We start from the raw sequence: 26336 nt of genomic DNA on the forward strand, positions 1-26336 counted from the left end.
TTCAAGTTTCATTTTATATGTGTAAATGCAGTTTTTTAATTCGATATTGTAAGTTTTGCCTACTTAATCCTAAAAATTTTGCAGCTTGTGAAATATTACCGTGATACTCTTTCAAAATTTGATTGATGTAGTTCTTTTCCATTTCTGCTATTGTGTGCTTTAACGTTTTTGGCGCATCAGTATCGTTATTAGTTAGGAGAGGTTGCATATTGAATTCTTTTTTTATTCGTTCGCGAAAGCGAGTGGGAAGGTGAAACGCTGTAATGATATTTTCATCTTCAACTAAATTCATTGAACCTTCAATGACATGTTCCAATTCTCGTACGTTTCCAGGCCAATCATATGCATATAAGAATTCTCTTACATGTACATCTACATCTGTTACGCCCAGTCCAAATTGAATGTTGTACTTTTCGATAAAGTGTTGAACAAGAGCAGGAATATCTTCTTTTCGTTCACGTAAAGGCGGGAGACATAAAGTAACGACACTTAATCGGTAATATAAGTCTTCCCGCAATCGATTGTGTGTCATAGCTTCAAGAGGGTCTTCATTAATAGTTGCTATAATACGAACATCAATTTCTTTTTCTTGTGTGCCTCCGATTCTTCGTATTGTTTTTTCTTGTATAGCTCGCAGTAACTTCGCTTGAAGTGCTGGACTTAACGAATTGATCTCATCTAATAACAAAGTTCCTCCGTTTGCTTCTTCAAATAAACCGGCTTTATCGATAGCTCCTGTAAATGCACCGCGGTTCGTACCAAATAATAAGCTTTCCATGAGTGTATCAGGTATAGCGGCACAGTTTTGCGAAATAAATGGTTTGCCTGAACGTTGACTTTCATTATGGATACTTTGTGCAAATAGTTCTTTTCCAGTTCCTGTTTCTCCTACGAGAAGTATGGAGGATGATGTGCGAATTACCCTTTTTCCTTCCGCAATGGTGGATTGAATGGCTTCAGAATCACCAATTATGTGATCAAAGGTAAATTTAGTGTTTTGTTTTCGGGAAGAGTCCATTTTTATTGTTTGCTTTAAGTGATTCATCTCTTTTGAAATTTCAATAGCGCCTTTAATTTTTCCGTTTTCTATTATAGGGAAAGTATCGTTAATCGTCGTAATTTCTTGCCCTTTATTGTTAAAATAAGTTTGTTTTATATTTTTGTTTGTTTTTCCTAATTTTAATGCTTCTATAAGAGTACTATTTTTATTTTCTTCAAATGCGAATACTTCTAAAGGACTTTTATATAGCACATCTGAGCGCTCCATTGATTCAATTTCCATCATTTTGCGGTTATAGATAATCGTTTTACTTTCCTCATTAATAATATGAATCCCGATATCGAGTTCATTGAGCAAAGTTTCATATAGCATATTCATTTCAATGATCTGTTTAAAATTAATGTCTTCTGTACGCATAGATTATCTTCTCCTCATTTCACCCTATGAAGACTGACTTTTTATAATTTTATTAAAATTCTTATAAAATCGCAAAATTTTTTTGCTATTTTTCTTTTAAAATCTCTTAAATGATAGAAAAATTTTGCGGTTAGGAAGATTTTTTGGTGAGGAATCCTCATTTTAAATAGGAATTGGAGATTGGTATGTTTTTTGCATAAATAATAGTAGAAATCTTTAAAGGAGGGATATGCAACGTTTCAGTACCAGTTAATAAGAAGGAGGAGTTTATAAAGTGAAGACGGTTATAGAAGGCGTGTATAGTCCTTGTTACGGGAAAGTAGAGAAGTTATTTGTTACAGAAAGTTCTTACGTATACGAATGGGAGAAATTAGCGTTAATTGAAACGACAGATAAACAGAAAGTAGAAATTAAGGTAGGAATAAGTGGGTATATTGAATCATTAGAAGTAGTAGAAGGACAAGCTATCGCTGATCAAAAGTTATTAATAACAATGAGGGATGATCTTTTAATAACAGGTAGTGATTAATAGCATTATATGTATTTTGCACTTTTTAATAATTTATTTTACGATAAAGAATTTTTAAAACGCTTACATTTAATAGGTTTACAAAATGAAAAGGGGGGATTTATATGATGAATCAAAATCAAGGACTAAAAAGAGAATTGAAAAGCAGGCACATATTTATGATTGCACTTGGAGGAGTTATTGGTACTGGTCTTTTTTTAGGATCTGGGTATACAATTCATGAAGCTGGACCAGGAGGAGCGATTGTAGCGTACCTTGTCGGAGGATTTGTTATGTATTTAACGATGCTCTGTCTTGGAGAGTTAGCTGTTGCAATGCCTGACGCAGGATCTTATCAAACTTATGCTACGAAGCACATTTCCCCTGCAGCTGGTTATGTAGTCGGATGGATGTCGTGGTTAAACTGGTCAGCTACGATAGGGATTGAACTCATTGCAGTTAGCATTTTAATGAAACGATGGTTTCCTGATGTACCTTCATGGATTTGGTGCGTAGTGTTTGCGGTACTGCTTTTTGCTATCAACGCGTTATCTTCAAGAAGTTTTGCAGAAGTTGAATTTTGGTTTGCAAGTATTAAGGTAATTACGATCATTGCATTTATTATTTTGGGCGGGGCAGCAATGTTTGGTTTTCTAGATATGAAAGGAAATGAACCAGCACCGATGTTCTCTAGCTTTACTGATTACGGTGGGCTGTTTCCGAATGGTTTATCAGCTATTTTAGTTACGATGATTGCAGTTAATTTTTCTTTCCAAGGAACAGAACTAGTCGGCATTGCAGCAGGTGAGAGTGAAAATCCAGAGAAAACGATCCCGAAGGCAATTAATAATACAGTTTGGCGTATACTGGTGTTCTTTGTATTATCTATTTTTATTCTTGCGGGGTTATTCCCTTGGCAGCAAGCAGGCGTGATAGAAAGCCCATTTGTTGTTGTATTTGATAAAATTGGTATTCCTTATGCAGCCGATATTATCAATTTCGTTATTATTACAGCAGTTCTATCCGTTGCAAATTCAGGGTTATATGCAACTTCTCGTATGCTATGGTCTATGTCTAATCAAGGAATGATTAGTCCGATTTTTAGTAAGTTATCTAAAAGCGGCGTTCCTATTTATGCATTAATTGTAAGTACGATTGTAGGGTGTCTCTCATTACTATCCGGCATTTATGCGGAAGACACAGTCTATTTATGGTTACTATCTATTGCTGGATTTGGGGCGATATTAGTTTGGGCATCTATTGCTCTATCTAACTTATTAGCTAGAAGGGCGTATATAAAGCAGGGCGGGGATGTGAAAGACTTGAAATTTAAAACACCGCTATATCCATTCGTACCACTGCTTGCATTATTATTAAATGTAACAGTAATTGTTGCTATGGCCTTTATTCCAGAGCAAAGAATGGCGTTATATTGTGGTATTCCATTTATGATTGTTTGCTTACTGTTTTACCGTGCGACAAGAAATAAGGCACGTAAAGTAGAACATATTGAAAAGACAAATACAACAGAAGTAGAAAGTTTATAATATTGAGTAATTCGGAGACTGTAAAATTGTAAACAGTCTCTTTTTTTGTGAAAATAAAGCTGGAAACATACTACGTATGCAAAGGGGAATTTAGTGATGAATCCAGAAGTTTCGCAGTTGCTAAAACAAATAGATGTAAGGAAAGAGGAATTGCTAGAACTTACAAAAACATTAATCCGTTTTGAAACACCAGCACCGCCGGCGAGAAACACAAATGAGGCGCAAGAATTTGTTGCAGAGTTTTTAAGAAAACGAAATTTTAGTGTTGATAAATGGGATGTATATCAGAATGATCCGAACGTTGTTGGGGTGAAAAAAGGGATAGAAAGTGACACACATAAAAGTCTTATTATTAATGGACATATGGATGTAGCTGAAGTGACAGCAGATGAGGAGTGGGAGACGAATCCGTTTGAGCCATTTATAAAAGATGGTTGGTTAGTTGGACGTGGTGCGGCTGATATGAAAGGGGGATTAGCTGGAGCGCTATTTGCTATTCAGCTTTTACAAGAAGCTGGCATTGAATTACCTGGAGATTTAATCTTTCAATCCGTAATTGGGGAAGAAGTTGGAGAGGCAGGAACACTTCAATGCTGTAAAAGAGGTTATGATGCTGATTTTGCAGTCGTAGTGGATACGAGTGATTTACATATGCAAGGACAGGGCGGCGTAATTACTGGATGGATTACTGTGAAAAGCCCCCAAACGTTTCATGATGCAACACGCAGGCAAATGATTCATGCTGGAGGACGTTTATTCGGAGCGAGTGCGATTGAAAAAATGATGAAAATTGTGCAAAGTTTACAAGAATTAGAGCGTCATTGGGCAGTCATGAAAACATATGAAGGCTATCCATCTGGAACAACAACAATTAATCCAGCTGTTATTGAGGGCGGAAGACATGCAGCGTTTATTGCGGATGAGTGCCGGTTATGGATAACAGTACACTTTTATCCGAATGAAACATATGAACAAATAATAAAAGAAATTGAAGAGTATATTGGGAAAGTAGCAGCTGCCGATCCATGGTTAAGTGAAAATCCACCAAAATTTAAGTGGGGCGGAGAATCAATGATTGTGGATCGTGGTGAAATTTTCCCTTCTTTAGAAATAGATAGTGAACATGCAGCTGTAAAAACGCTTAGCTCAGTACATGAATTAATTTTATCTAAAAATGCAATTTTAGATATGTCTGCAACGGTAACGGATGGTGGTTGGTTTAGTGAATTTCATATTCCAGCTGTTATTTACGGACCAGGTACATTAGAAGAGGCTCATTCAATAAATGAGAAAGTTGAAGTGGAACAGTTAATCGAATTTACAAAAGTAATAACAGCATTTATATATGAATGGTGTCATACGAAAAAATAGATTAGTATGTTGAAATCGTACAGGTATGTATACTTGTACGATTTTTTAGTGAACTATTTCAGAGTTGAATAGAAACAACTGAAATAGTTCTTTATCCCGCTTTAATGGGCAGTAAGACCCCCACCTCAAAATTCAGCGAAAGCAAAGAAGTTAGGTGGGGGGACGGGCTGCCCATTAAAGTCCGATTGGTGAGGGTTAATAATCAGTGGGGGATGAAGAACCCCCTCACTGATTAAAGTTTCACTTTATTTTTCTATGTCTTTCGTTTTAGTTCGATTAATTTCTCTTTTGCTAATTCAACAGCAATTGCATCATCTAAATAGCCAATTGGAAAGAGATAGTCAGGAATAATATCTGTCGATAAAATGAAATACAGTAATGCCCCCCCAAGAACTGCACGCTCTTCTTTTGGAATCGTTTCATTGCAAAATTGTTGATACATATCCGTTAATTGTTCAATGAAAGGACCAGCACTATCAATTTGTTCTAGCTTACTTGCAAAACTGTCATGAATACGTTTTTCTCCTTCTGTTGTTTGAGCATATCGTTCATAGTTCTCAAGTTCTTGTTTCACACGGGTTGTTGTGTAGTCGAAATCGAATAAGTTAGAGGATTGCAGCGTTTGCTGAATGGTATCAAGAGATGTGTACATATCCGTCTTTTCTTTATTAATGTGTGGAGAATCAGGATACATTTCATCAAATAACAATTGGGGTGGAACTTGCAAACATTCTGCAAATTTTTGTAGATGTTTTTGTTTTGGCGGTTGTTTACCATTCATAATTCTTGAGATTGTTGCGGGATCAATATTTGTAAGCATTCCGAGTTGGCGCATAGATAAGGCACGTTCTTTTAAAAGTTTTTTTATTAATGTACTAAGCCGCTCATTTGGATTTTCTTTAGGCATAGCGAAGGCACTCCTTTTTGTTGTTGAAAAAATGTTGAGCATTTATTACATGTATATGAAACAGACAGGCACAGTTGCTCAACATTTTCATAAGATGCATGGAAAAGTGAGAAAAAGGGGTGGCTGTTTATGAGTACGGCAGGTCTATTTTCAATTCTTTTAATTGGGATTGCTTCTAATTTAGATAATGCAGGTGTTGGGATTGCATATGGCATTCGTAAAATTAGAATTTCGTGGTTCAACAATTTTATCATCGCATTTTTTGGGTTTTTATTTACTTTATTAGCTGGCTTTTTTGGGAGTTGGATCGCATTATTTATTTCAGATTTCACGGCAAATTTGATAGGGGCAATTGTTTTAGGAATAATTGGAGTGTTTATTTTATGTCAGCCTTTCTTGAGTAAAAAAGAGACCGTAGACTCTAAAGATGATAGTGTACTTATGGGGATTTTACGTGATCCGGAAAAAGCAGATTTTGATGGTTCTAAAACAATTAGTTTTTCAGAAGCAATTGTTTTGGGCGTTGCATTATCAATTAATAATATTGCAGGTGGATTTGATGCTGGGGTAACAAATTTAAACCTTTGGCTTACAGCGATTATTTCTGGTGTGTTTAGTTTTATTTGTATAAGTGGTTTTTCGTATGTAGGAAAACGATACTTAGCAGAATACTTAGGGAAATGGGCTACGGTTATTGCGGGAGTGTTATTAATTCTTATTGGGATCGATCAGTTGTTGTAAGGAGAACAAAAAACAACGTTCGAGTATTTCCTTGGAAATATGGCAAAGGATTGCATATATCGACGTACTTTTCTCCATACTAATACGGATTTCTTTTAAAGAAAGGGGGATCCGTATGGGACGCGGAAAAGCATTTGATCATAAGAAAAAAGGGCATGACCATCAACCACCTAAAGGAGCATTCATTCATAAAGATGTAAATGAACATACTTTAGAAGAGGAAGAGCTACCAGTAAATATTGAAACGTATAAAAATAGTTTAAAAAAACATTAAAAGCACCTACATAGGTGCTTTTTTAACGTATATCTTCAATTAATTGTTCCGATTCTTCATGCATACTGTACTCACTTAATACTTGGATACAAAGCCACTTTAATTCTTCAATCGTATGCTCAAATTCTTCGGGAAGCACATGATGAATGTCTTCAAGTCCCATTCCGAAATGAATAAGTTCAAGTACTTGATCATCGATGTTCCGATCCATTAATAGTTCAAGTACTTCTAAATTGAATATGTATCGGTGAGCTTCATCGAGTGAAACCACTTTTAACTTTAAGCTTTCTACAATACTCAATATAAAGAGAAGAATTGTTTTTTCAAGAACAGGCTGTTTTTCCATCTGAAATATTAGTTTCATCCTTCACACCTCCACATATAGCGCTAGGTTGTACTATACTATTCAGGTTGGGGGAGCAAATATGCATGATATAGAGAAACTTTCAGTACTGTTTTTGTAGGGGATTGGTAGCTGATAAAGTTAAGGTTTTTATGGAATAAAAAAATCCTGCTAGTATAGCAGGATGGCTCTGAATTAAAAAATGCTCCAACCTTCTTGAGCAGAAAGAAGTTCAAGGATTTTAAAACCAGCGATGCTATTTCCGTTTGCATCTAAAGCTGGTCCGAAAATACCAATTCCCATTTCTCCTTTTACGCAGCCGAAAATGCCACCAGCTACACCACTTTTTGCGGGGATACCAACACGAATCGCAAATTCACCAGACTCGTTATACATACCGCATGTAACCATAAATGTTTTACAAATCTTTGTAATATGCTTAGGGATAATTTGTTTTTTCTTATATGGATCATATCCATCCATCGCAAAAATTAAGCCGATACGTGCTAAATCGATACAGTTTACCTCAACTGCACATTGACGAGTGTATAAATCCATCAGCTCTTCAATGTCACAATCGATAATTCCGTTTTGTTTCATATAGTAACAAAGTGAGCGATTTAAGTAAGCTGTCTCTAATTCTGAATTAGCAACTTTAGAAGAATAATTAATAGTAGGATTATCTGTTATTTCACGTACGAAATGAAGAATGCGCTCCATTTTTTCTTCATTATCTTTACCTGCTAACATGCTTGTAATGGCTAGTGCCCCTGCATTAATCATTGGATTAAGTGGTTTAGAAGGACTTGTCGTTTCTAACTTAATAATAGAATTAAATGGATCACCAGTTGGTTCCATTCCAACTTTAGAAAATACATATTCTTCACCACGATCTAAAAGGGCAAGTGCAAGTGTAATTACTTTTGAAATACTTTGAAGAGTGAATAGTGTTTGTGAGTTGCCAGCATGGATGTATTCTGTTTCTTTATGGAAAATGGCAATCCCTAAATCATCTGGATTGGCATTTCCTAGTTCGGGGATATAAGTAGCAAGCTTTCCTTTTTTCGTATATGGTTTTACTTGTTCTAACAACTGTTGTAAGTTGTTTGTTTCAATGCACTGCATAGTACCAACGCTCCTATTTCGAATTAACTAAGTTTACTTTTCCCGATATGCTCGGAAATAAATAATAACATGAAAAAGTGGAATGATAAAACGAAAGTTGCATGTTCTATAGAGGGTCTTTCGTTTTGAATATTCTGTAGTAAAAAAGGAGAAATTTCCTTTTATATAACAGTTTGGAAATAGGAGATTTATCCATAAAAAATTCAAAAATAAAAACTACACATCTATACAACTATATGTTATTATGGTTATGTAAATAGAAAGCGTTTTCTAAGGCGTACTTATAATGATAACGATTTCATAAATTTGATAGGGGGAATTAAAATGTTGCAGTTTCTACAACGTATTGGTAAAGCGTTAATGCTTCCAATTGCCGTACTACCAGCAGCAGGATTATTGCTTCGTTTAGGACAAGAAGACGTATTTAACATTCCTGTTATGGCACAGGCCGGTGCAGCAATTTTTGATAATTTAGCACTTATTTTTGCAATTGGTGTTGCAATCGGTTTGTCTGTTGACGGTAGTGGAGCAGCTGGACTTGCCGGAGCAATCGGATATCTTGTTTTACAAAATACAACGAATGCTCTAAGTAAGACGTATTCAGCAGCAGAGTTAAATGATAAATTAAAAAGTGTTCAAGATTTAGTCGGTTCAGTAGATCCAACTAAATTAGCAGATACAATGACAAAGGTTTCAAAAGCAGCGGCGTTAACGCCGAAAATCAATATGGCCATACTCGGTGGTATTATTGCAGGGGTTGTTGCGGGATTACTATACAACAAATTCCATAAGATTAAACTGCCAGAATGGTTAGGGTTCTTTGCAGGAAAACGTTTCGTACCAATCATTACTTCAATCGTAATGTTACTTTTAGGATTAGTATTCGGTCAAATTTGGCCAACAATTCAAAGTGGTATTGATGCAGTAGCACATGGTATCGTAAACTTAGGTTCAATTGGTGCTGGTTTATTCGGATTATTAAACCGTTTATTAATTCCAATCGGTTTACACCACGTAATGAACACATACTTCTGGTTCGTACTTGGTGACTTTACAAATGCGGCTGGCGATATCGTTCATGGTGATATTGCACGCTTCTTTGCAAAAGATCCATCAGCAGGTATGTTTATGACTGGTTTCTTCCCGATCATGATGTTCGGTTTACCAGCAGCATGTTTCGCAATGATTGCAGCTGCTAAACCAGAAAAACGTAAAATGGTTACAGGTATGTTAGGTGGTCTAGCATTAACTTCATTCTTAACTGGTATTACAGAGCCAATTGAATTCTCATTCATGTTCTTATCACCAGTATTATATGGTATTCATGCTGTATTAACAGGTCTGTCTCTATTCATTACAACAACACTTGGCATTCACGATGGTTTCTCATTTAGTGCTGGGGCAATCGATTACTTCTTAAACTTCGGTATTGCAACAAAACCAGTATTATTAGCAGGAATTGGTTTAATTTACGCAGCAATTTACTTTGTAGTATTCTACTTCTTAATTAAGAAGTTCGACCTAAAAACTCCTGGTCGTGAAGATGAAGAGGAAGTAGCTGAAGGTGAAGAAGCTCCAGTTGCAGGTTCAATTGGTGAAACTTACGTAGCAGCTTTAGGTGGAAAAGAAAACTTAACAGTTATTGATAACTGTGCAACACGTCTACGCTTACAAGTGAAAGATGCTGGTCAAGTAAACGAGGCAGCATTAAAACGTGCTGGTGCAAAAGGTGTTATGAAATTAAGTAATACGAGTGTCCAAGTTATCGTAGGTACAAATGTTGAATCTGTTGCCGATGATATGAAAAAACACGTATAAATAATTAGATAAGAGGATATCCAAAAAAAATTGATAACATCAGTTTTTTAGAGGGTATCCTCTTTTTTTTATTAAAAATTTAACGGGAATCTTACTTTTGTAAATTTTCTTTTTCTTTTTTGTGCATATAGGTTGGTAATATGTGCAGTGCGTGATAAAGTAGGGATGACGTCGAATGGAATGTCGAAAATCTATGAAAAAGATCCGGAATGAATCTTGTGTAGTGGAATTAAATTATCGGTAAATAAGGGGAAAAAAGCAATCATGGATCACGAAAAAAACAATGCGAATGGGAAATCACGTCGGCCAATTGTATACATAAAAAGAACAATCATTCTCGTCTTACTATTTTCACTTATATATTTCATGTATACAAAAATTGTTGCGCATAGTAAGAAAGAAGAAACTTTAAAAGCTGCAGCAGAAATGAAGAAACAAGAAGAGCTAAAAAAGAAAGAAGAAAAAAAGAAGCAAGAAGCAAAAAAACAAAAAGAGCAGGAAGAACAAGTGAAGCAAGCACAAGCTGTGGAAAAGCCTGCTGAGGGACCACCTCAAGAAATTAATGAAAACGCTCAATTAGATCAATATTTGCAAAAAACAGGATTTAGCGGGACAGCGGTTATTGTGAAGAACGGAAAGGTTCTTTTGAATAAAGGATACGGTATGGCGAACAAAGAAAAACAAGTACCGAATAATTCAGAGACAACTTTTTATATTGGTTCTATTTCAAAGGCTTTTGTAGCGACTGCTATTATGCAATTAAAAGATCAAAATAAGTTAAATGTAGAGGATACGATTGCGAAGTATATTCCAGATTTCCCTCAAGGTAATGGTATTCAGTTAAAACATTTACTAACACATACGTCAGGAATTCCAGAGTATGAGCAGGGAACAGAGGATATCTCTCATGAAGAATTGATAAAACGAATAGGAAAGCAAAAGCGTATTGGAAGTCCAGGAGAGAAATGGAAGTATTCCGATTCTAACTATTCGATACTCGCCTATATTGCTGAAAAGGTAAGCGGACAACCGTTAGAAGAGTATATTAAACAACATATTTTTGCTACTGCTGGTATGAAACATTCTGGTTTTGGTAGAGAGCTAGAACAAACAAGATTTCCATCGACAGGTTATAAAATAGTAAATAACAATATGACAACACCTAATATTCCAAGTATGTCACAACTTTATGGTTGTGGTGATATATATACAAGTGCCCATGATTTATATTTATTTAATGAAGCGCTCTTCTCTGGAAAGTTAATTTCAAAAGAGAGCTATGATCAAATGTTTACGGCCGTGAAAAAGGATTACGGATTTGGTTGGTATGTAGACCCGGGAAGTTATTCGAATCACGGTGTAATGCCAGGCTGGAACTGTTTAAATGGATTTAGTAAAAATGGAAGTGTGTATGTTGTTTTATTATCTAACATTCAAAACAACATTAAATCATTTGGTAAAGTGAATAACGACATTTATACGATGTTGCGAAATATTGAAGTGTAAGAGACTATCCTTTTGGATAGTCTTTTTTATTGAGGAAGTGTATGTGCAATGGGATAATGAAATAAAGTGAAACTTTAATCAGTGGGGGGGCTTCATCCCACACTGATTATTAGTTGAACCAATCGGGCTTTTACGGGCAGTTGATTCCCTACCTAACTTCTTTGCTTTCAACGAATTTTGAGGTGGGGGTCTTACTGCCCGACAAATAGCGGGGTAAATGGAAAAGGGGGAGGGATATGAGTATACATAAGCATCACGCACGTAATGCGAAACGCATTTTTTTTGTATCTGTCATTGTATGGATTATCGTCGCAATTGGATTAGTGATGGAATATAAAAAAGGGATGCTATTCACTTCGGAGAAAGAAAATCTGAAATTAATAAGTGTTGTACTACCGGCATTTGGATTATTAATATATAGCTTTATAGAAAAACGAAGATCAAAAATGCTCAAACAGGAAAATTATAATATAGAGACTTCTGAATTATTGGAGCAACAAAAATTTGTTGTTCGCAAAGAGGTAGGAGTATTTCAAGTGATTACATACTTTGGATTAGATGGCAGTGCAGTAGGATTTTTAAAAGAAGAGTATGATTTTGTGATTCAAAGTATATGGCAAGCTGTACTCTCTTTTCTTTTTAAGGGACTACATAAGCAACAATTTTATTTATATAATGACTCGGGAGAAAGATTATTGCGTGTTCAAAAGAAGATGGGAGTACGCAACTTTTATATTTTTTCTAATGTAGATGGAAAGAAAATTGGAGAGTTGAAACAAGTACTAAGTTTAACAAAGTGGGAATGGATCTTTCTAGGGTTGGATGGTAAAGAATTTGGTAAAGTGACTGGGGATCTTTCAGCAACAATGCAGAAAATAGACTGGCGAGATGGAACACATATTGATGTGAAAGAAGATGGTATTCCGTTAGAAGCTGTTAAGTATTTTTCGGCAAGCGGTGGCTCTCTTGTTACAGCTTCTATAAGTGAACAGGCAGCATTACCGAGAGCGGTTTATTATGGTGTTTCTGCGATAGTTACAATTGAAAATTAAGATATAAAAAAAGATAGATGGGATACCATCTATCTTTTTTTGTGATTAGAACATATTGTTTCGTTGAAAAATGTATGTCTTACCTATCACAAAAAGAGTCTGCTTTGTATACATTAAGATGTATGGATATATTTTTATAATTTAAAAATAATAGGAGGAGAAGTGTATGTGTTTATTCGGTAAGTATTGGAAAAAGTTATCGAGATTGTTTAATAGACAATTAGATTATTTTTTAGATAATAAGTTATTACCTGCTGTGGAACGACTTTTATTTTCACAAAACTTCGCGAGATTTATTCAAAGAAACTCTAAGCAAGCTACGGAAGAATTTATTGAATCAAGTAGATTTCAATCTATTATTTGTAACATTTTAAAAGAATGTAATACATCACCTTTTAAAGAGATTGCAGAGCAGTATTTGGGTAAAAACGTAGAAATTACGGTGACAGTTGGACAGTTAACAGGTGTGATTGTAGCAGTTGGTGATGACTTTTTAACACTGCAAGAAGGAATAGGAACAGAAGTTTTATTACCATTTACAAGTATTATATCAATTAAAGAAGCGTAAGAAAGGAGACTTATATATGTTATTTACTGAAGAATTACGTAACCATGTTGGTGAGTTAGTGCAAGTTGTGACAGCGGCCGAAATTGTTGCAGGTATTCTGTTATCTGTGACAGACGGGGCAGTAAGTGTTCGTACTTCTCCTTCTTATGGACCACCGGAAGATGTAGTTGTACGTATTCCCATCATTTCTTATGTTCGCTTGGAAGGGTAAAAATATGAGGGTATCAGTTATTATTCCAGCGCATAATGAAGCGAGTACTTTATCACAAGTTTTAGTAGAAGTGGAGAAATTGAAACCATATGAAATTATCGTAGTAGATAATGGATCGACAGACGGAACAAAAGAAATAGCCTTACAACATCATTGCCATGTCATTTATTATAAATATTCTCTTGGTAATGATGTTGGACGGGCAATTGGTGCAAGAGAAGCGAAAGGCGACATTGTTTTGTTTTTAGATGGTGATATCGTCATTGATAATAAAGAGCTACAACGTTTTATAAAAGGCATTCAGCAAGGTCACCAAATTGTTGTGAATAATTTAACATGGTCTGTTTATTTAAAGATGAGACCGCATTATACGACAGTTGGAAAATTTATGTTGAATCGTTATTTGAATAAAAAAGAGCTTGTTGTTGGATCTTTAATCGCAATTCCGCATGCAATGAGTAGGGAAGTTATTCAAAAGTTTGGTTGGTGGAATTTAGCGGATCCAGCACTATTTCAAGCGATAGCGATGTCTAGAGGAGTAGATATTGTCGATATGGCTTCTGTGGATGTCATTCATACAAATAAAGTGCGTCCCGTTCATACTGGTACATCACCTGGCTCTCCTTATCCGAAAGCGACTAGTCGTATTATGGGGGATCATTTACGTGCTTTGCAATACGTAATCGAAATATATGGTAAGCGTGGTGGCTTTTCGGAAGGAAATAGGGATAGAGAGTTTATAGGAAAGTATAAACCAGTGTTATTACAAAAGAAAAAAGCGAAATATAGTGCGATTATCCCAGTATCAGAAGAAAAGACGACTATAAGATCTGTTATAAAAGAAGTGAAAAAATCAGGTGTAGATGAAATTATAGTTGTTGCGAATGGGGCGGATGTTGAGACAATTAAACAAGCGAAGCTAGAGAATGTCATTGTTATTGAATTTGAGGAAGCGCTTGGACATAATGTAGCCCGAGCGATAGGAGCTATGCATGCTACGGCCGATATTTGTTTATTTGTCGATGGTGATTTTGTTATTCCAGGAAAAAAACTAATTCCATTTTTACATGCTATTGAAGATGGAAATGATGTGGCATTAAATGATTTACAGTGTTTATTAGATATGTTTCATCCGGCAGACCCAATTAGCATGGGAAAATATTTTGTGAATTTAGTAGCGAAACGACCAGATTTATGGAATAACTCATTAACGGCAGTACCACATGCTATGCATAAAAAAGTAATAGAGAAAATCGGATATGATTCTCTTATCATTCCGCCACTCGCTCAAATGAAAGCTATTTTGGAGGGATTCTCTATTACAGCGGTAGAATTTGTAGATGTTATAAAAACAAATCGAGTACGCCCAGAGCAACATGGATTTGTAAATGGGCGTATTCCAGCATTCGATCGTATTTTCGGTGATCAACTCGAGGCGATTGCATATTTATTGCAATCCACAGACGAGCGCGGGAGTTTTACAGATGGAGAGCGGGATAGAAATATCATTCAACAATTGAGAAAGGAAGAAGAGAATACAGATGAATGTTAGTAGTACAGTTGCCATTATCGGATTAGGATATGTTGGTCTTCCTTTGGCAGTTCATTTTGCAGAGAGAGGACATACAGTACTTGGATTAGATAAAGATACTAGAAAAATAGAATCAATTATACAGGGAGAAAGTTATATTCCAGATGTTTCTTCTAAATTGTTACAAAGTTTATTGACTAGAAAAAAATTAATAGTAAATACACCGGATCAAGGTATTGCTGATTTTCAAAATAGTGATTACGTTATTGTCACTGTCCCAACTCCAATTAATGAACAAAGAGAACCAGACTTAAGTGCCCTCATTTCAGCTTCGCATTATATACAACAAAACCTTCAAAAAGGACAAACCTTCATTTTCGAAAGTTCCACATATCCAGGTACGCTCGAGGAAGTTATTATTCCGATTATTTCTCAAACAGGAAAAAAGGTAGGAGAAGATTTCTATATTGGATATTCTCCTGAGAGAATTGATCCAGCTAATAGTCAATATTCAGTTCAAACGATTCCAAAAGTCATTAGTGGACAAACAGAAATGTGTAAACAAAAAGTACAGGCTTTGTATAGCACTATATTTGATGTAGTTGTTCCAGTTAGCTCCCCAAAAGTAGCAGAAATGTGTAAGCTATTTGAAAATATTCAGCGCTTAGTCAATATTTCATTAGTAAATGAGTTAAATACACTATGTGAAAGTTTAGGAATTGATTTTTATGAGGCACTTGAAGCGGCATCTACAAAACCATTTGGATTTACGCCGTATTGGCCAGGACCAGGGATAGGGGGACACTGTATTCCGGTAGATCCTTTATATTTCCAGTGGAGAATAAAAAAGAATGGAGCAATGAGTCAATTAATTGAGGCGGCACATGTAATTAATGAGGAAATGCCAGAAAAAATGGTCCGGAAAGTAAAAGGTGTGGTGCAATCACCTGCAACGGTTTTAATTGTAGGGATTGCATATAAAAAAGATGTAAATGACTTAAGAGAATCACCGGCGTTACCAATTATTGAGTTGTTAATAAAAGAAGGATATGAGATAGAGTATCACGATCCATATATTTCTTCTGCAAAATTTGGAGATAAGGTGTATCAATCTGTTTCTTTGGATGAACAAGTCGTTAAACAAGCGGATTGTATTTTAATTTTAACAGACCACTCTAATATCGATTGGAAGGTTTTTAAAGGGATAAAGCAAGTCGTAGATACACGTGGAATTATAAAGAAGGTGAGTGTATGAGTAAGAAATGTTTAGTTACAGGTGGAGCAGGATTTATTGGATCACATTTAGCTGAAGAGCTAGTGACAAGAGGTTATGATGTCACTATCGTTGATAACTTCTATAAAGGAAAAAATAAATATCATGATGAGTTAATGAAAGAAATTCGGGTTATTCCAATAAGTGTTTTAGATCAAAATTCTATTTATGAATTAGTGAATCAACATGATGTAGTGTTTCATTTAGCAGCGATTTTAGGTGTGAAAACGACAATGGAAAAGAGTATAGAGCTTATTGAAACGAATTTTGATGGAACGAGAAACATTTTACAAGCAGCGCTAAAAGGAAAGAAGAAAGTTGTTTTTGCGTCTACTTCAGAAGTATATGGTAAGGCAAAGCCACCCTTTTCTGAAGAAGGAGATCGATTATATGGTGCAACTTCTAAAATACGTTGGAGTTATGCAGTTTGTAAAACGTTAGAAGAAACATTATGTTTAGGATACGCTTTAGAAGGCTTACCTGTAACGATTGTTCGTTATTTTAATATTTATGGTCCAAGAGCGAAAGATGGTCCGTATGCAGGGGTAATCCCACGATTTATTCGCGCAGCACTGCAAGGAAACGACATTCTCGTATATGGAGATGGAAAACAGACACGTTGTTTTACGTATGTAAGTGATGCGGTAGAGGCAACGATTCGAGCAATGGATGAGAAGGTAAATGGTGAGATTATTAATATAGGTTCTGAGAATGAAAAGAGTATAAAAGAAGTAGCAGAAGTAATTAAAAAACTAACGAAATCTTCTTCGAAAATTGTTCAAGTTCCTTTTGAAGAGGTGTACCCACATGGCTTTGAAGAAATTCCAAATAGAAGACCAGATGTAACGAAATTAAGAGAACTTGTTCAATTTCAAGCGAAAGTAACGTGGGAACAAGGGTTGAAAGAAACTATTAAATGGTTTCGTGAAGAAAACAATGGCTAAGTCACTATCGATTATTATACCTGTATGTAATGAAGCGGATACGATTTCAGACGTTATTCAATCGGCAAAAGGATTAAATCCAGTAGAAATTATTGTAGTAGCAAACGGTTGTAATGATGGTACAGAAGAGGTTGCTGATCGTTTAGGGTGTAAAGTAATCAAGTATACAGAGCTACTGGGGAATGATGTTGGCCGTGCAGTTGGCGCAAAACACGCGATAGGTGACGTATTACTATTTATAGATGGAGATTTTGCTATTCAAACTTCAAAGTTACAATTATTCCTAAATCCAATTTTACATGATCAGGCCGACATCGTTTTAAATAATTTGGATGCGTTATTTTTAAAGAAACAAAAACCGCACTCAGTGACAGTATGGCGCCAAATATTAAATGCAATGCTAGAGCGTGAAGAGTTAAAGATTGATTCTTTATTATCTGTACCTCACGCGTTGACGAAAGAAGTTGTTCAAAGCATTGGATATGAATGTTTTGTTAATCCTATTGTCGCTCATTTACGCCTTATTCAAAGCAAATGGAGAATTAGTCGACATTGTGCAATTGACGTTATTACACCAAATAAATTTCGGCCGACCGAGCATGCTGCGTATGGCACGGGGCTTTCTCATTCTGAAAAACGGATGATAGGTGACCACATAGAAGCTGTAGCGGAGCGAATAGTAGGTAGCGATGAGCGCGGAGGGTATTATGATGGAAATAGGAAAAGAGGTAGTGTCTATCATACTTTAGATTTTGAAGATTTTTATCAAGGATGGGGCGTTACATCGAATTTGTATAAGGGAAAGCAATTATCGGTCATTATTCCTGTACAAGATGAAGAGAAAACAATTGGAAACGTTATAGAAGAGCTTCGCAAAATTGAACCTTTTGAAATTATCGTTGTTGTAAATGGTTCGTCGGATCAAACAGCAACGATTGCAAAAGAAAAGGGAGCAACGACAATTGTATATAAAGAAGCACTCGGAAATGATGTGGGGCGCTCACTTGGAACGTATTTCGCAAAAGGAGAAATTGTGTTATTTATAGACGGCGATTTTGTTATTCCAGCGAGTGAGCTATATCCTTTTGCGAAAGCTATTGCAGATGGAACAGATGTTGCATTAAATGATCTAAATCATTATTTAGATTTAAGAGTACCGCTTCATCTTGTAACTGCATTTAAATACGCATTAAATTTAGCTTGTGATAGAAAAGATCTAGGCGTAGGCTCTCTTATCGCTGTACCGAATGCGTTTAGTCGTAAGTGTTTGGAGGGAATTGGATATAGATCTTTACTGGCACCGTGTGTAGCCCAAGCGAAAGCTATTCTTTCAGGATTTGAAGTTGCATGTGTAAGTCGTGTTGAAGTCGATAAGATGAACCGTATTCGACCCAGTGAACATTTTGCTAAAATAGGTCATCCACCAGCTGTACTTCGAATTATTGGTGATCATATAGAAGGGTTAGAGCAATTAATTGTATTAACAGGCAGTCGTGGTGGATTCCATGATGGAAATAGAAAAAGAGATATTTTATCCGACTTTAATGGGCAGTAAGACCCCCACTGATTAAAGTTTCATTTTATAGGTAACAAAAAAGTGTACAACATATGTACACTTTTTTGTTCTGCTATAAAAACTATAACAGATTAGGAGATAAGAGTATTACAGCTCTACAATGGGTATTGTTCTTATATTACAAAATAGGACTCGTATATAAGGATACCAAAAAAATACAATTAAGGAAAGGGTTAATTTTAAAGACTTTCAAATGAAGTTAACACTATGTATATAGTAGTTTGCTCAATATTTCACAAACATGTCACAACTATTTCGTTCACTTTCGTAAAAAAGTAGTATTCTAAGTGTGTAAGCTGTTATATAAAAAATCTTAGTCCTGTACTAATCAAAAATGGAGGAGATTAGGATGACTCAAGTATTAGAAAATGTTAAAAACGCATGGGAAAACTTTAAAGGTGAAAAATGGAAAGCAGAAATTGATGTTCGCGATTTCATTTTAAATAATGTAAACGTTTACGAGGGAGATGAATCTTTCTTAGAGGGAGCAACTGAAGCAACGAAACAACTTTGGGATCAAGTAATGGATTTAACAACGAAAGAACGTGAAAACGGTGGCGTTCTTGATATGGATACAAAAATTGTTTCTTCTATTACATCACATGAACCAGGATATTTAAATAAAGAGACTGAAAAAGTAGTCGGTTTCCAAACTGATAAACCATTTAAACGTTCTTTACAACCATATGGTGGTATTCGTATGGCGGAACAAGCTTGTGAATCTTATGGATACGAAATGGATAAAGAGCTTAGTCGTATTTTCAGAGATTGGAGAAAAACTCATAACCAAGGTGTATTTGATGCTTATACACCAGAAATGAGAGCTGCTCGTAAATCAGGTGTTATTACTGGTCTTCCGGATGCATACGGACGGGGACGTATTATCGGTGACTACCGCCGCGTAGCATTATATGGAGTAGATCATTTAATTGAAGCGAAGAAAGTAGATTTAAATTTAACTGGCGGTGTAATGAGTGAAGATACAATGCGTTTACGCGAAGAGTTATCTGAGCAAATACGTGCACTTCAAGAGTTAAAACAAATGGCTGCTTCTCATGGCTTTGATATTTCTAAGCCAGCAACAACTGCTCAAGAAGCATTCCAATGGTTATACTTCGCATATCTTGCAGCAATTAAAGAGCAAAACGGAGCTGCAATGAGTCTTGGACGTACTTCTACATTCTTAGATATTTATATTGAAAGAGATTTAGCAAATGGTACTTTAACAGAAGAAGACGTACAAGAAATTGTGGATCACTTCATTATGAAATTACGTCTTGTGAAATTTGCAAGAACACCTGATTATAATGAATTATTCTCTGGTGACCCAACTTGGGTAACTGAGTCTATCGGCGGTATGGCATTAGATGGCCGTCCATTAGTAACAAAGAACTCATTCCGTTTCTTGCATACACTAGATAATTTAGGACCAGCTCCAGAACCAAACTTAACAGTTCTTTGGTCTAAACAATTGCCACAGAACTTTAAAAACTACTGTGCGAAAATGTCTATTAAAACATCAGCAATTCAATATGAAAATGATGATATTATGCGTGCTGACTACGGCGATGATTACGGAATTGCTTGTTGTGTATCTGCAATGAGAATTGGTAAACAAATGCAGTTCTTCGGCGCACGTGCAAACTTAGCAAAAGCATTACTATATGCGATTAACGGTGGTAAAGATGAAAAATCTAAAGCACAAGTTGGTCCTGAGTACGCACCGATTACTTCTGAAGTATTAGATTATGAAGAAGTTATGCATAAGTTTGATATGACAATGGAATGGTTAGCGGGTCTATATTTAAACACATTAAATGTTATTCACTACATGCACGATAAATATAGCTACGAACGTATTGAAATGGCACTTCATGATACAAATGTTCTTCGTACAATGGCAACAGGTATCGCGGGTCTATCTGTAGTAGCAGACTCTTTAAGTGCAATTAAACATGCAAAAGTAAAACCAATTCGCGATGAAAACGGAATTGCAGTTGACTTTGAAATTGAAGGAGATTTCCCTAAATACGGTAACAATGATGACCGTGTAGATGAAATTGCTGTAAATCTTGTGAAAACATTTATGAATAAACTTCGTAAACACAAAACATATAGAAATTCTGTTCATACAATGTCAATCTTAACAATCACATCTAACGTTGTATACGGTAAGAAAACTGGTAACACTCCAGATGGTCGCCGTACTGGAGAACCATTTGCACCAGGTGCGAACCCAATGCATGGACGTGATACAAAAGGTGCGTTAGCTTCATTATTATCTGTAGCTAAATTACCATATGAAGATGCACAAGATGGCATTTCTAATACATTCTCTATTATTCCAAAAGCACTTGGTAAAGAGGATGAAGTACAAGTACGTAACTTAGTATCAATGCTTGATGGTTATGCAGTAAAAGAAGGCCATCACTTAAATATTAACGTATTTAACCGTGAAACATTAATGGATGCAATGGAACATCCTGAGAAATATCCACAATTAACAATTCGCGTATCTGGTTACGCTGTAAACTTTATTAAATTAACTCGTGAACAACAAATCGATGTAATTAACCGTACAATGCATGAAAGCATGTAAATGAAAAAAATGTCCCTCTGCATTTTATAAATAGCAGAGGGAGGCTGTTTCAATAAAGGAGGAAGTAACATGGTAAAAGGAAGAATTCATTCTGTAGAGTCTTGTGGTACTGTTGATGGCCCAGGAATTCGTTATGTCATATTTACACAAGGGTGTTTATTACGTTGTCAATATTGTCATAATGCTGATACGTGGGAGATCGGTAAAGGAAAAGAAATAACAGTCGAAGAAGTAATGCAGGATGTGACATGTTACCTTCCTTTTATTGAAGCTTCTGGAGGCGGTATAACAGTTAGTGGTGGGGAACCATTATTACAGTTAGATTTCTTAATTGAATTATTTAAGAAATGTAAGGAAATTGGAATTCATACAACAATTGATTCTTCAGGTGGTTGTTATTCTGAAGAACCAGAATTCCAAAATAAGCTAGATATTTTAATGGAGTACACAGATTTAGTTTTATTGGATTTGAAACATATTGATTCAAAGAAACATCGTAAGTTAACAGGAAAACCAAATGAACATATTTTACAATTTGCTCGTTATTTATCGGATAAAAATAAACCGATTTGGGTGCGACACGTATTAGTTCCTGGTATTACTGATAATGAAGAGGATCTACAAAAACTATCTAGTTTTATTCAAAGTCTGTCTAATGTTCAGAAAGTTGAAGTGCTACCATACCATAAGCTTGGTGTATATAAATGGGAGGCACTTGGGCATAAGTATCCACTCGCAAATGTAGAACCGCCTACTGAAAAAAATGTAGAAGAAGCAAGACATATTTTACAAGCAGTCTAATCCAAATATTGGGTTAGGCTTTTTGCTTTCTTTACAATAAAACCTAGAGTATATATGGAGAAAAGAGTATACTGAAAATAGAATATCCATATTTTTGTAAGGAATAAGTGGAGAAATTTACATAATTGTAAAGGGAAATCAAAATAGTAAAAAGAATTAAGAAGTAAAAGAGTGAGTATCATGGAATAGAGAACATTTGTAAGTTATTGCGAAAGCTCTTATAGGAAAGTATAATGTAAAGATATGAGCACAGATAGGATTAAGGGGTCAATCTTATATGCTTTGCATATCCACGACAGGTACATAGCTGAAAGAGAAATATTAGAGTCTGTTTATGTAATTTTTAAGGAAAATGTTTTTCCTATTGTCGTATATGCAATATGGAGAAACAATAAGCTAGGAGTGGATTTGTTTGATAAAAAACCCCAAGGTTTTAATATTAACTGCACATTACGGAAACGGTCATGTGCAAGTAGCGAAAACATTAGAACAAACATTTCGCCAAAAAGGAATTAAAGATGTAATTGTATGCGATTTGTTCGGAGAATCACATCCGGTTATAACCGATATTACAAAATATTTATATTTAAAAAGTTATACAATAGGAAAAGAATTGTACCGCTTGTTTTATTATGGCGTGGAAAAAATTTATGATAAAAAAATAGCATCTTGGTATGCGAATTTTGGAAGAAAACGTTTGAAATTACTTTTACAAGCGGAGAAACCGGATATTGTTATTAATACCTTTCCGATTATAGCTGTACCAGAATTAAAAAAGCAAACAGGTATTTCAATTCCTGTGTATAACGTATTAACGGATTTTTGTGTGCACAAAATATGGATTCATCGGGAAGTAGATCGTTATTTTGTAGCAACTGATCACGTAAAAAAAGTTATGGTTGATATTGGTGTACCTGCGGAGCAAATTGTTGAAACTGGAATTCCGATTCGTAGTAGTTTTGAGTTAAAGATTAATCCAGACATTATATATAATAAATATCAGTTATGTAAGAATAAAAAGATTTTACTAATTGTAGCAGGTGCTCATGGGGTATTAGGAAGTGTAAAAGAACTATGCCAATCATTTATGTCAGTACCTGATTTACAAGTAGTTGTCGTTTGTGGGAAAAATGAAGCGTTAAAACAGGATTTATTAGGGTTACAGGAAAAAAATCCTGATGCATTAAAAGTATTTGGTTATGTAGAAAATATTGATGAACTATTCCGTGTTACTTCTTGTATGATTACAAAGCCAGGCGGTATTACGTTAAGTGAAGCGGCAGCATTGCAAGTACCTGTCATTTTATATAAGCCTGTTCCAGGACAAGAAAATGAAAATGCGATGTACTTTGAAAGAAAAGGGGCTGCAGTTGTCATTCGTGATGATAGTGAGGTTTTTGCAAAAACAGAGGCGTTATTACAAGATGATATGAAGCTTCTTCAAATGAAAGAAGCGATGAAAAGCATTTATCGTCCAGAGCCAGCTGATCATATTGTGGATACAATTTTGGCAGAAAATCATGTAGAACCGAATCATATACCTATTAAATCACCTGCTCTTGCACAATCATTTACTTAATATGAAACCCTCTTTTGTATGTTTAAAGAGGGTTTTTTATTGTTTTCCAAGATAAAGACTTATCCACATGAAGATTACGCTTTCATTAAACAGTAAAATCGGAATATTAACAACTATATCCACATCATCCACAATTTTTAGAAAAATATCCACAATTCTAACATTTGATGTGCGTTACAACATACAAACTTGTGAAGGGTTTTTGTAATTCATTCACAATTCTATTAATTCTGTGGATAACGTTATCCACAGAAAAAAGGTTCCTTATTTATAAGGAACCTTTTTTCTACTCTACTCTATCACGTAGAAAAAATATGTAATGAGAATGAATAATTAGGGGGGAGAACTTCTAATTATTCATTCTCACTTTAAATACTTTTTGAGCGATAACCCGCTGCGCGATCTGCTTTACGAAATTCTCGTTGGTAGAGAACTTCTTGTGTACTAGATAATGCGTTTTTTGTTTTGTCACGTTTCTTTTTATCCATTACAAATCACCTCGTGTCCTAAAGTCACTATATATCGTTTCCAAAGACATGGGGTGATATACGTATATATCAAAATGTTAATGGTTAATTATTATTTCTGAAAATTTAGATTATGCTTCTTTTAAGTGATGAGAATCTTGGAACGTTGTATCTCGCATTGTAGCAAGTGTATATTGATCTTTTGGAATTTCATATAAGTTATATACTTCTTCATTCGCGTTAATTTCATCATAAACGGCTTTTCTTGTTTCGTTTGCTAGATTTACATATTGTAATTTTTCTGCAGCTTTAATAGAACGAATATTTATTTTGCGAATACGCATAAAGATCGTTTCAATATCTAACTCGTAGAAAAGTTCGCTAAAAAATGAATCTTTTGCCAATTTATTGTAGCCTTTTCCGTGATAAGGTTTGCCAAGCCATGTTCCAAGAAATCCGGCTTTTTCTTGCACATCAAATAAAGTAATTGTTCCGATAGGGTTACCCCATTCATCTAAAATTGTGCGTGAAATTAATTCCCCACGCTCTTCAGCTTCAATCGTTTGTTTCGTTAAAAATAAATATTCCTCATAAGAATAAGCCTTTTGACGCACAAAAGGGAAGACAGCTGGATCCACCATTAACTCGTATAGAACGTGGCTGTCGTGTAAGTCGCGTTTTTTCAACATACTAACTCCTCCTCACACGAGGGTAGCATGACGAAAAAACACCCCACCCTCGAAATTTTTATATCAATCTTTAAAAAATTTCGGGGTGGGAATCGAACCCACTAGAACCAGTTTCTAACGCTGGTGGCGCACCATTTGCCTTCCCCATTCATCAATTTGAAAATGATAATCACGACACAAATTGATTATGGTTTCATTCAGTTTATAATCGTATAATACTTTATCTAGTCAAAAAAATAAACTAGTTTTTTTTATTTTTTTTGTAAATTATTTTTCCATCAATCATAGTTAGTACAGGCTTGGCTAAATAATGGAAAGGATGATGGGTCCAGAGCACAAGATCAGCGTCTTTTCCAGCCTCAATACTTCCAATTCTATCCTCTAAACGTAAATTTCGCGCTGGAAATATAGTGATTCCTTCTAGTGCAGTTTTTTCGTCTAATCCTTCCCTTACTGCGACAGCAGCACAAACATTTAAATATTGAATGGGTGTATAGGGGTGATCTGTTGTGATGGAAACTTCCACTCCATTTTTTGATAATATATGGTAAGTATCCCATGTTTTATTTTTTAGTTCGATTTTAGAACGGCGTGTAAGCGTGGGGCCAACTGAAACCTTCAAATTGTGTTTCGAAAGTTCTTCAACAATAAAGTGTCCTTCTGTACAATGTTCAATACGTAAATCAAGATTGAACTCTGTTGCAAAGCGTAGAGCAGAAATAATATCATCTGCTCTGTGAGCGTGGATACGTACGGGTATTTCACGGCGTAATGCTTTTAAGATAGGAAGCATTCGAAAATCAGCTTCATGCCCGTAGTGCTGTGCTTCATAGAATGATTCCCGAAGTAATCCCATAATTCCCATACGCGTAATGGACTCTTTTGTGCCATTACTATGGACCTTTTTAGGATTTTCTCCAAAGGCAATCTTTAGACCAGCAGGTTCTTGAATAATCATATGATCAATACAAGTTCCAGCTGTTTTTATTACACAAGTAGTACCACCGATAATATTTTGACTTCCTGGCATAACGTGAACAGTTGTGATTCCATTTTGTACCGCATCTTGAAATGCAATATCAAAAGGGTGAATTCCGTCCAAAGAACGGATATGTGGTGTTGAAACTTCAGATGTTTCATTTGCATCATTGCCAGCCCAACCAGTACCTTCATCATAGAGACCAAGATGGGTATGGACATCAATAAATCCAGGTAAGAGATGAAGAGCACGTGCGTCTATAACTGTCATATCTTGAGTAGGTTGAATGGAAGGCTTGACCTCAGCAATTTTTTCTCCTATAACGAGTACATCCCCTTGAAATTTTTGGGATGTAATAGGATAGACAATGGCTTGTTTGAGCAATATTTTCATAGGTACCTCATTTCTGTTACTTTATAATGTTAATGGAATGTAAGGGAAAGTAACTGAAAGATTATTTGTGTAATAATGCTCCGGATGCTAGAAAATAAAAGTTTTGAAAGGGCCCTC

The 26336-nt window shown here is 35.4% G+C and carries 24 protein-coding genes; 17 read left to right on the forward strand and 7 right to left on the reverse strand.

Features of this window, described 5'->3' with window-relative positions:
- Window positions 1-13 precede the first annotated feature (13 nt).
- Window positions 14-1417 carry a sigma-54 interaction domain-containing protein gene (locus ACTFRS_RS23490; RefSeq protein ID WP_139869505.1) on the reverse strand — a complete coding sequence of 468 codons (1404 nt, stop codon included), beginning with the start codon at window positions 1415-1417 and terminating at the stop codon, window positions 14-16.
- Window positions 1418-1691: 274 nt separating this feature from the next.
- On the opposite strand from ACTFRS_RS23490, the gene ACTFRS_RS23495 reads away from it, so the two are divergent.
- The 3 genes from ACTFRS_RS23495 (at window position 1692) to ACTFRS_RS23505 (ending at window position 4843) form a co-directional block, all read left to right on the forward strand.
- Window positions 1692-1946: a biotin/lipoyl-containing protein gene (locus tag ACTFRS_RS23495; protein ID WP_139869506.1), complete on the forward strand. Its 255-nt coding sequence runs from the start codon at window positions 1692-1694 to the stop codon at window positions 1944-1946.
- Between the two features lie 104 nt (window positions 1947-2050).
- Window positions 2051-3472: an amino acid permease gene (locus ACTFRS_RS23500; RefSeq protein WP_139869507.1), complete on the forward strand. Its 1422-nt coding sequence runs from the start codon at window positions 2051-2053 to the stop codon at window positions 3470-3472.
- Between the two features lie 96 nt (window positions 3473-3568).
- The gene (locus tag ACTFRS_RS23505; protein ID WP_318160938.1) at window positions 3569-4843 is read left to right on the forward strand and encodes an acetylornithine deacetylase; all 1275 of its coding nucleotides are present in this window, start codon (window positions 3569-3571) and stop codon (window positions 4841-4843) included.
- Between the two features lie 253 nt (window positions 4844-5096).
- Here ACTFRS_RS23505 and ACTFRS_RS23510 read toward each other — a convergent pair whose 3' ends face one another.
- Window positions 5097-5750, reverse strand: a complete 654-nt coding sequence (locus ACTFRS_RS23510; RefSeq protein WP_001123724.1) for a helix-turn-helix domain-containing protein — start codon at window positions 5748-5750, stop codon at window positions 5097-5099.
- A 129-nt stretch (window positions 5751-5879) separates the two neighbouring features.
- Between ACTFRS_RS23510 and ytaF the strand changes: the two genes are divergently transcribed.
- Together ytaF and ACTFRS_RS23520 are read left to right on the forward strand one after the other, a co-directional pair.
- Window positions 5880-6491 carry a sporulation membrane protein YtaF gene (ytaF, locus tag ACTFRS_RS23515; RefSeq protein ID WP_139869509.1) on the forward strand — a complete coding sequence of 204 codons (612 nt, stop codon included), beginning with the start codon at window positions 5880-5882 and terminating at the stop codon, window positions 6489-6491.
- A gap of 115 nt (window positions 6492-6606) precedes the next feature.
- Window positions 6607-6765 carry a hypothetical protein gene (locus ACTFRS_RS23520; protein WP_000532411.1) on the forward strand — a complete coding sequence of 53 codons (159 nt, stop codon included), beginning with the start codon at window positions 6607-6609 and terminating at the stop codon, window positions 6763-6765.
- 22 nt (window positions 6766-6787) lie between these two features.
- On the opposite strand, the gene ACTFRS_RS23525 is transcribed toward ACTFRS_RS23520, so the two are convergent.
- Together ACTFRS_RS23525 and glsA are read right to left on the reverse strand one after the other, a co-directional pair.
- Window positions 6788-7129 (reverse strand): DUF3969 family protein, encoded by a 342-nt coding sequence (locus ACTFRS_RS23525; protein ID WP_139869510.1) that lies wholly within the window; start codon window positions 7127-7129, stop codon window positions 6788-6790.
- A 174-nt stretch (window positions 7130-7303) separates the two neighbouring features.
- Window positions 7304-8233 (reverse strand): glutaminase A, encoded by a 930-nt coding sequence (glsA, locus tag ACTFRS_RS23530; RefSeq protein WP_001149853.1) that lies wholly within the window; start codon window positions 8231-8233, stop codon window positions 7304-7306.
- Between the two features lie 324 nt (window positions 8234-8557).
- Between glsA and nagE the strand changes: the two genes are divergently transcribed.
- From nagE to ACTFRS_RS23590, 12 genes are all read left to right on the forward strand, one after another.
- Window positions 8558-10051, forward strand: a complete 1494-nt coding sequence (gene nagE / locus ACTFRS_RS23535; RefSeq protein WP_000938882.1) for an N-acetylglucosamine-specific PTS transporter subunit IIBC — start codon at window positions 8558-8560, stop codon at window positions 10049-10051.
- 264 nt (window positions 10052-10315) lie between these two features.
- On the forward strand, window positions 10316-11557 hold the full coding sequence (locus tag ACTFRS_RS23540) for a serine hydrolase domain-containing protein (RefSeq protein WP_440025150.1): 1242 nt from the start codon (window positions 10316-10318) through the stop codon (window positions 11555-11557).
- A 236-nt stretch (window positions 11558-11793) separates the two neighbouring features.
- Window positions 11794-12609 (forward strand): sugar ABC transporter ATP-binding protein, encoded by an 816-nt coding sequence (locus ACTFRS_RS23545; RefSeq protein ID WP_440025148.1) that lies wholly within the window; start codon window positions 11794-11796, stop codon window positions 12607-12609.
- A 166-nt stretch (window positions 12610-12775) separates the two neighbouring features.
- A complete protein-coding gene (locus ACTFRS_RS23550; protein ID WP_000335520.1) occupies window positions 12776-13177 on the forward strand; it encodes a hypothetical protein in 402 nt (133 codons plus the stop codon).
- A gap of 16 nt (window positions 13178-13193) precedes the next feature.
- Window positions 13194-13388, forward strand: a complete 195-nt coding sequence (locus tag ACTFRS_RS23555) for a hypothetical protein (protein WP_000899480.1) — start codon at window positions 13194-13196, stop codon at window positions 13386-13388.
- A complete protein-coding gene (locus ACTFRS_RS23560; RefSeq protein ID WP_431085140.1) occupies window positions 13369-14940 on the forward strand; it encodes a glycosyltransferase family 2 protein in 1572 nt (523 codons plus the stop codon). Before ACTFRS_RS23555 ends, ACTFRS_RS23560 begins: the two co-directional genes overlap by 20 nt.
- Complete coding sequence (locus ACTFRS_RS23565; RefSeq protein WP_139869516.1) at window positions 14930-16174, forward strand: nucleotide sugar dehydrogenase; 1245 nt, start codon at window positions 14930-14932, stop codon at window positions 16172-16174. Before ACTFRS_RS23560 ends, ACTFRS_RS23565 begins: the two co-directional genes overlap by 11 nt.
- A complete protein-coding gene (locus tag ACTFRS_RS23570) occupies window positions 16171-17136 on the forward strand; it encodes an NAD-dependent epimerase/dehydratase family protein (RefSeq protein ID WP_440025145.1) in 966 nt (321 codons plus the stop codon). Before ACTFRS_RS23565 ends, ACTFRS_RS23570 begins: the two co-directional genes overlap by 4 nt.
- Window positions 17129-18691 carry a glycosyltransferase family 2 protein gene (locus ACTFRS_RS23575; RefSeq protein ID WP_440025143.1) on the forward strand — a complete coding sequence of 521 codons (1563 nt, stop codon included), beginning with the start codon at window positions 17129-17131 and terminating at the stop codon, window positions 18689-18691. The genes ACTFRS_RS23570 and ACTFRS_RS23575 overlap by 8 nt, the downstream gene beginning before the upstream one ends.
- Before the next feature lie 370 nt (window positions 18692-19061).
- The gene (pflB, locus tag ACTFRS_RS23580) at window positions 19062-21311 is read left to right on the forward strand and encodes a formate C-acetyltransferase (protein ID WP_440025141.1); all 2250 of its coding nucleotides are present in this window, start codon (window positions 19062-19064) and stop codon (window positions 21309-21311) included.
- Between the two features lie 69 nt (window positions 21312-21380).
- The gene (pflA, locus tag ACTFRS_RS23585) at window positions 21381-22112 is read left to right on the forward strand and encodes a pyruvate formate-lyase-activating protein (RefSeq protein WP_000238472.1); all 732 of its coding nucleotides are present in this window, start codon (window positions 21381-21383) and stop codon (window positions 22110-22112) included.
- A 412-nt stretch (window positions 22113-22524) separates the two neighbouring features.
- The gene (locus ACTFRS_RS23590) at window positions 22525-23691 is read left to right on the forward strand and encodes a diglucosyl diacylglycerol synthase (protein WP_000594706.1); all 1167 of its coding nucleotides are present in this window, start codon (window positions 22525-22527) and stop codon (window positions 23689-23691) included.
- A 368-nt stretch (window positions 23692-24059) separates the two neighbouring features.
- On the opposite strand, the gene ACTFRS_RS23595 is transcribed toward ACTFRS_RS23590, so the two are convergent.
- From ACTFRS_RS23595 to ACTFRS_RS23605, 3 genes are all read right to left on the reverse strand, one after another.
- On the reverse strand, window positions 24060-24179 hold the full coding sequence (locus ACTFRS_RS23595; protein ID WP_000358485.1) for a YfhE family protein: 120 nt from the start codon (window positions 24177-24179) through the stop codon (window positions 24060-24062).
- A gap of 110 nt (window positions 24180-24289) precedes the next feature.
- Complete coding sequence (locus ACTFRS_RS23600; protein WP_000914738.1) at window positions 24290-24847, reverse strand: GNAT family N-acetyltransferase; 558 nt, start codon at window positions 24845-24847, stop codon at window positions 24290-24292.
- A 241-nt stretch (window positions 24848-25088) separates the two neighbouring features.
- On the reverse strand, window positions 25089-26219 hold the full coding sequence (locus ACTFRS_RS23605; protein WP_139869520.1) for an amidohydrolase: 1131 nt from the start codon (window positions 26217-26219) through the stop codon (window positions 25089-25091).
- Window positions 26220-26336 lie beyond the last annotated feature (117 nt).

The sequence above is a fragment of the Bacillus cereus group sp. MYBK139-1 genome (assembly GCF_051916915.1).
Lineage (GTDB): Bacteria > Bacillota > Bacilli > Bacillales > Bacillaceae_G > Bacillus_A > Bacillus_A pacificus.

Coding starts and splice junctions, on each gene's coding strand:
- ACTFRS_RS23595 (WP_000358485.1), bottom strand. CDS start 24,179: ATGGATAAAAAGAAACGTGACAAAACAAAAAACGCATTATCTAGTACA.
- ACTFRS_RS23490 (WP_139869505.1), bottom strand. CDS start 1,417: ATGCGTACAGAAGACATTAATTTTAAACAGATCATTGAAATGAATATG.
- ACTFRS_RS23525 (WP_139869510.1), bottom strand. CDS start 7,129: ATGAAACTAATATTTCAGATGGAAAAACAGCCTGTTCTTGAAAAAACA.
- ACTFRS_RS23570 (WP_440025145.1), top strand. CDS start 16,171: ATGAGTAAGAAATGTTTAGTTACAGGTGGAGCAGGATTTATTGGATCA.
- glsA (WP_001149853.1), bottom strand. CDS start 8,233: ATGCAGTGCATTGAAACAAACAACTTACAACAGTTGTTAGAACAAGTA.
- ACTFRS_RS23545 (WP_440025148.1), top strand. CDS start 11,794: ATGAGTATACATAAGCATCACGCACGTAATGCGAAACGCATTTTTTTT.
- ACTFRS_RS23555 (WP_000899480.1), top strand. CDS start 13,194: ATGTTATTTACTGAAGAATTACGTAACCATGTTGGTGAGTTAGTGCAA.
- ACTFRS_RS23520 (WP_000532411.1), top strand. CDS start 6,607: ATGGGACGCGGAAAAGCATTTGATCATAAGAAAAAAGGGCATGACCAT.
- pflA (WP_000238472.1), top strand. CDS start 21,381: ATGGTAAAAGGAAGAATTCATTCTGTAGAGTCTTGTGGTACTGTTGAT.
- ACTFRS_RS23550 (WP_000335520.1), top strand. CDS start 12,776: ATGTGTTTATTCGGTAAGTATTGGAAAAAGTTATCGAGATTGTTTAAT.
- ACTFRS_RS23575 (WP_440025143.1), top strand. CDS start 17,129: ATGGCTAAGTCACTATCGATTATTATACCTGTATGTAATGAAGCGGAT.
- ACTFRS_RS23605 (WP_139869520.1), bottom strand. CDS start 26,219: ATGAAAATATTGCTCAAACAAGCCATTGTCTATCCTATTACATCCCAA.
- pflB (WP_440025141.1), top strand. CDS start 19,062: ATGACTCAAGTATTAGAAAATGTTAAAAACGCATGGGAAAACTTTAAA.
- ACTFRS_RS23540 (WP_440025150.1), top strand. CDS start 10,316: ATGGATCACGAAAAAAACAATGCGAATGGGAAATCACGTCGGCCAATT.
- ACTFRS_RS23600 (WP_000914738.1), bottom strand. CDS start 24,847: ATGTTGAAAAAACGCGACTTACACGACAGCCACGTTCTATACGAGTTA.
- ACTFRS_RS23500 (WP_139869507.1), top strand. CDS start 2,051: ATGATGAATCAAAATCAAGGACTAAAAAGAGAATTGAAAAGCAGGCAC.
- ACTFRS_RS23505 (WP_318160938.1), top strand. CDS start 3,569: ATGAATCCAGAAGTTTCGCAGTTGCTAAAACAAATAGATGTAAGGAAA.
- ACTFRS_RS23565 (WP_139869516.1), top strand. CDS start 14,930: ATGAATGTTAGTAGTACAGTTGCCATTATCGGATTAGGATATGTTGGT.
- ytaF (WP_139869509.1), top strand. CDS start 5,880: ATGAGTACGGCAGGTCTATTTTCAATTCTTTTAATTGGGATTGCTTCT.
- ACTFRS_RS23560 (WP_431085140.1), top strand. CDS start 13,369: ATGTTCGCTTGGAAGGGTAAAAATATGAGGGTATCAGTTATTATTCCA.
- nagE (WP_000938882.1), top strand. CDS start 8,558: ATGTTGCAGTTTCTACAACGTATTGGTAAAGCGTTAATGCTTCCAATT.
- ACTFRS_RS23510 (WP_001123724.1), bottom strand. CDS start 5,750: ATGCCTAAAGAAAATCCAAATGAGCGGCTTAGTACATTAATAAAAAAA.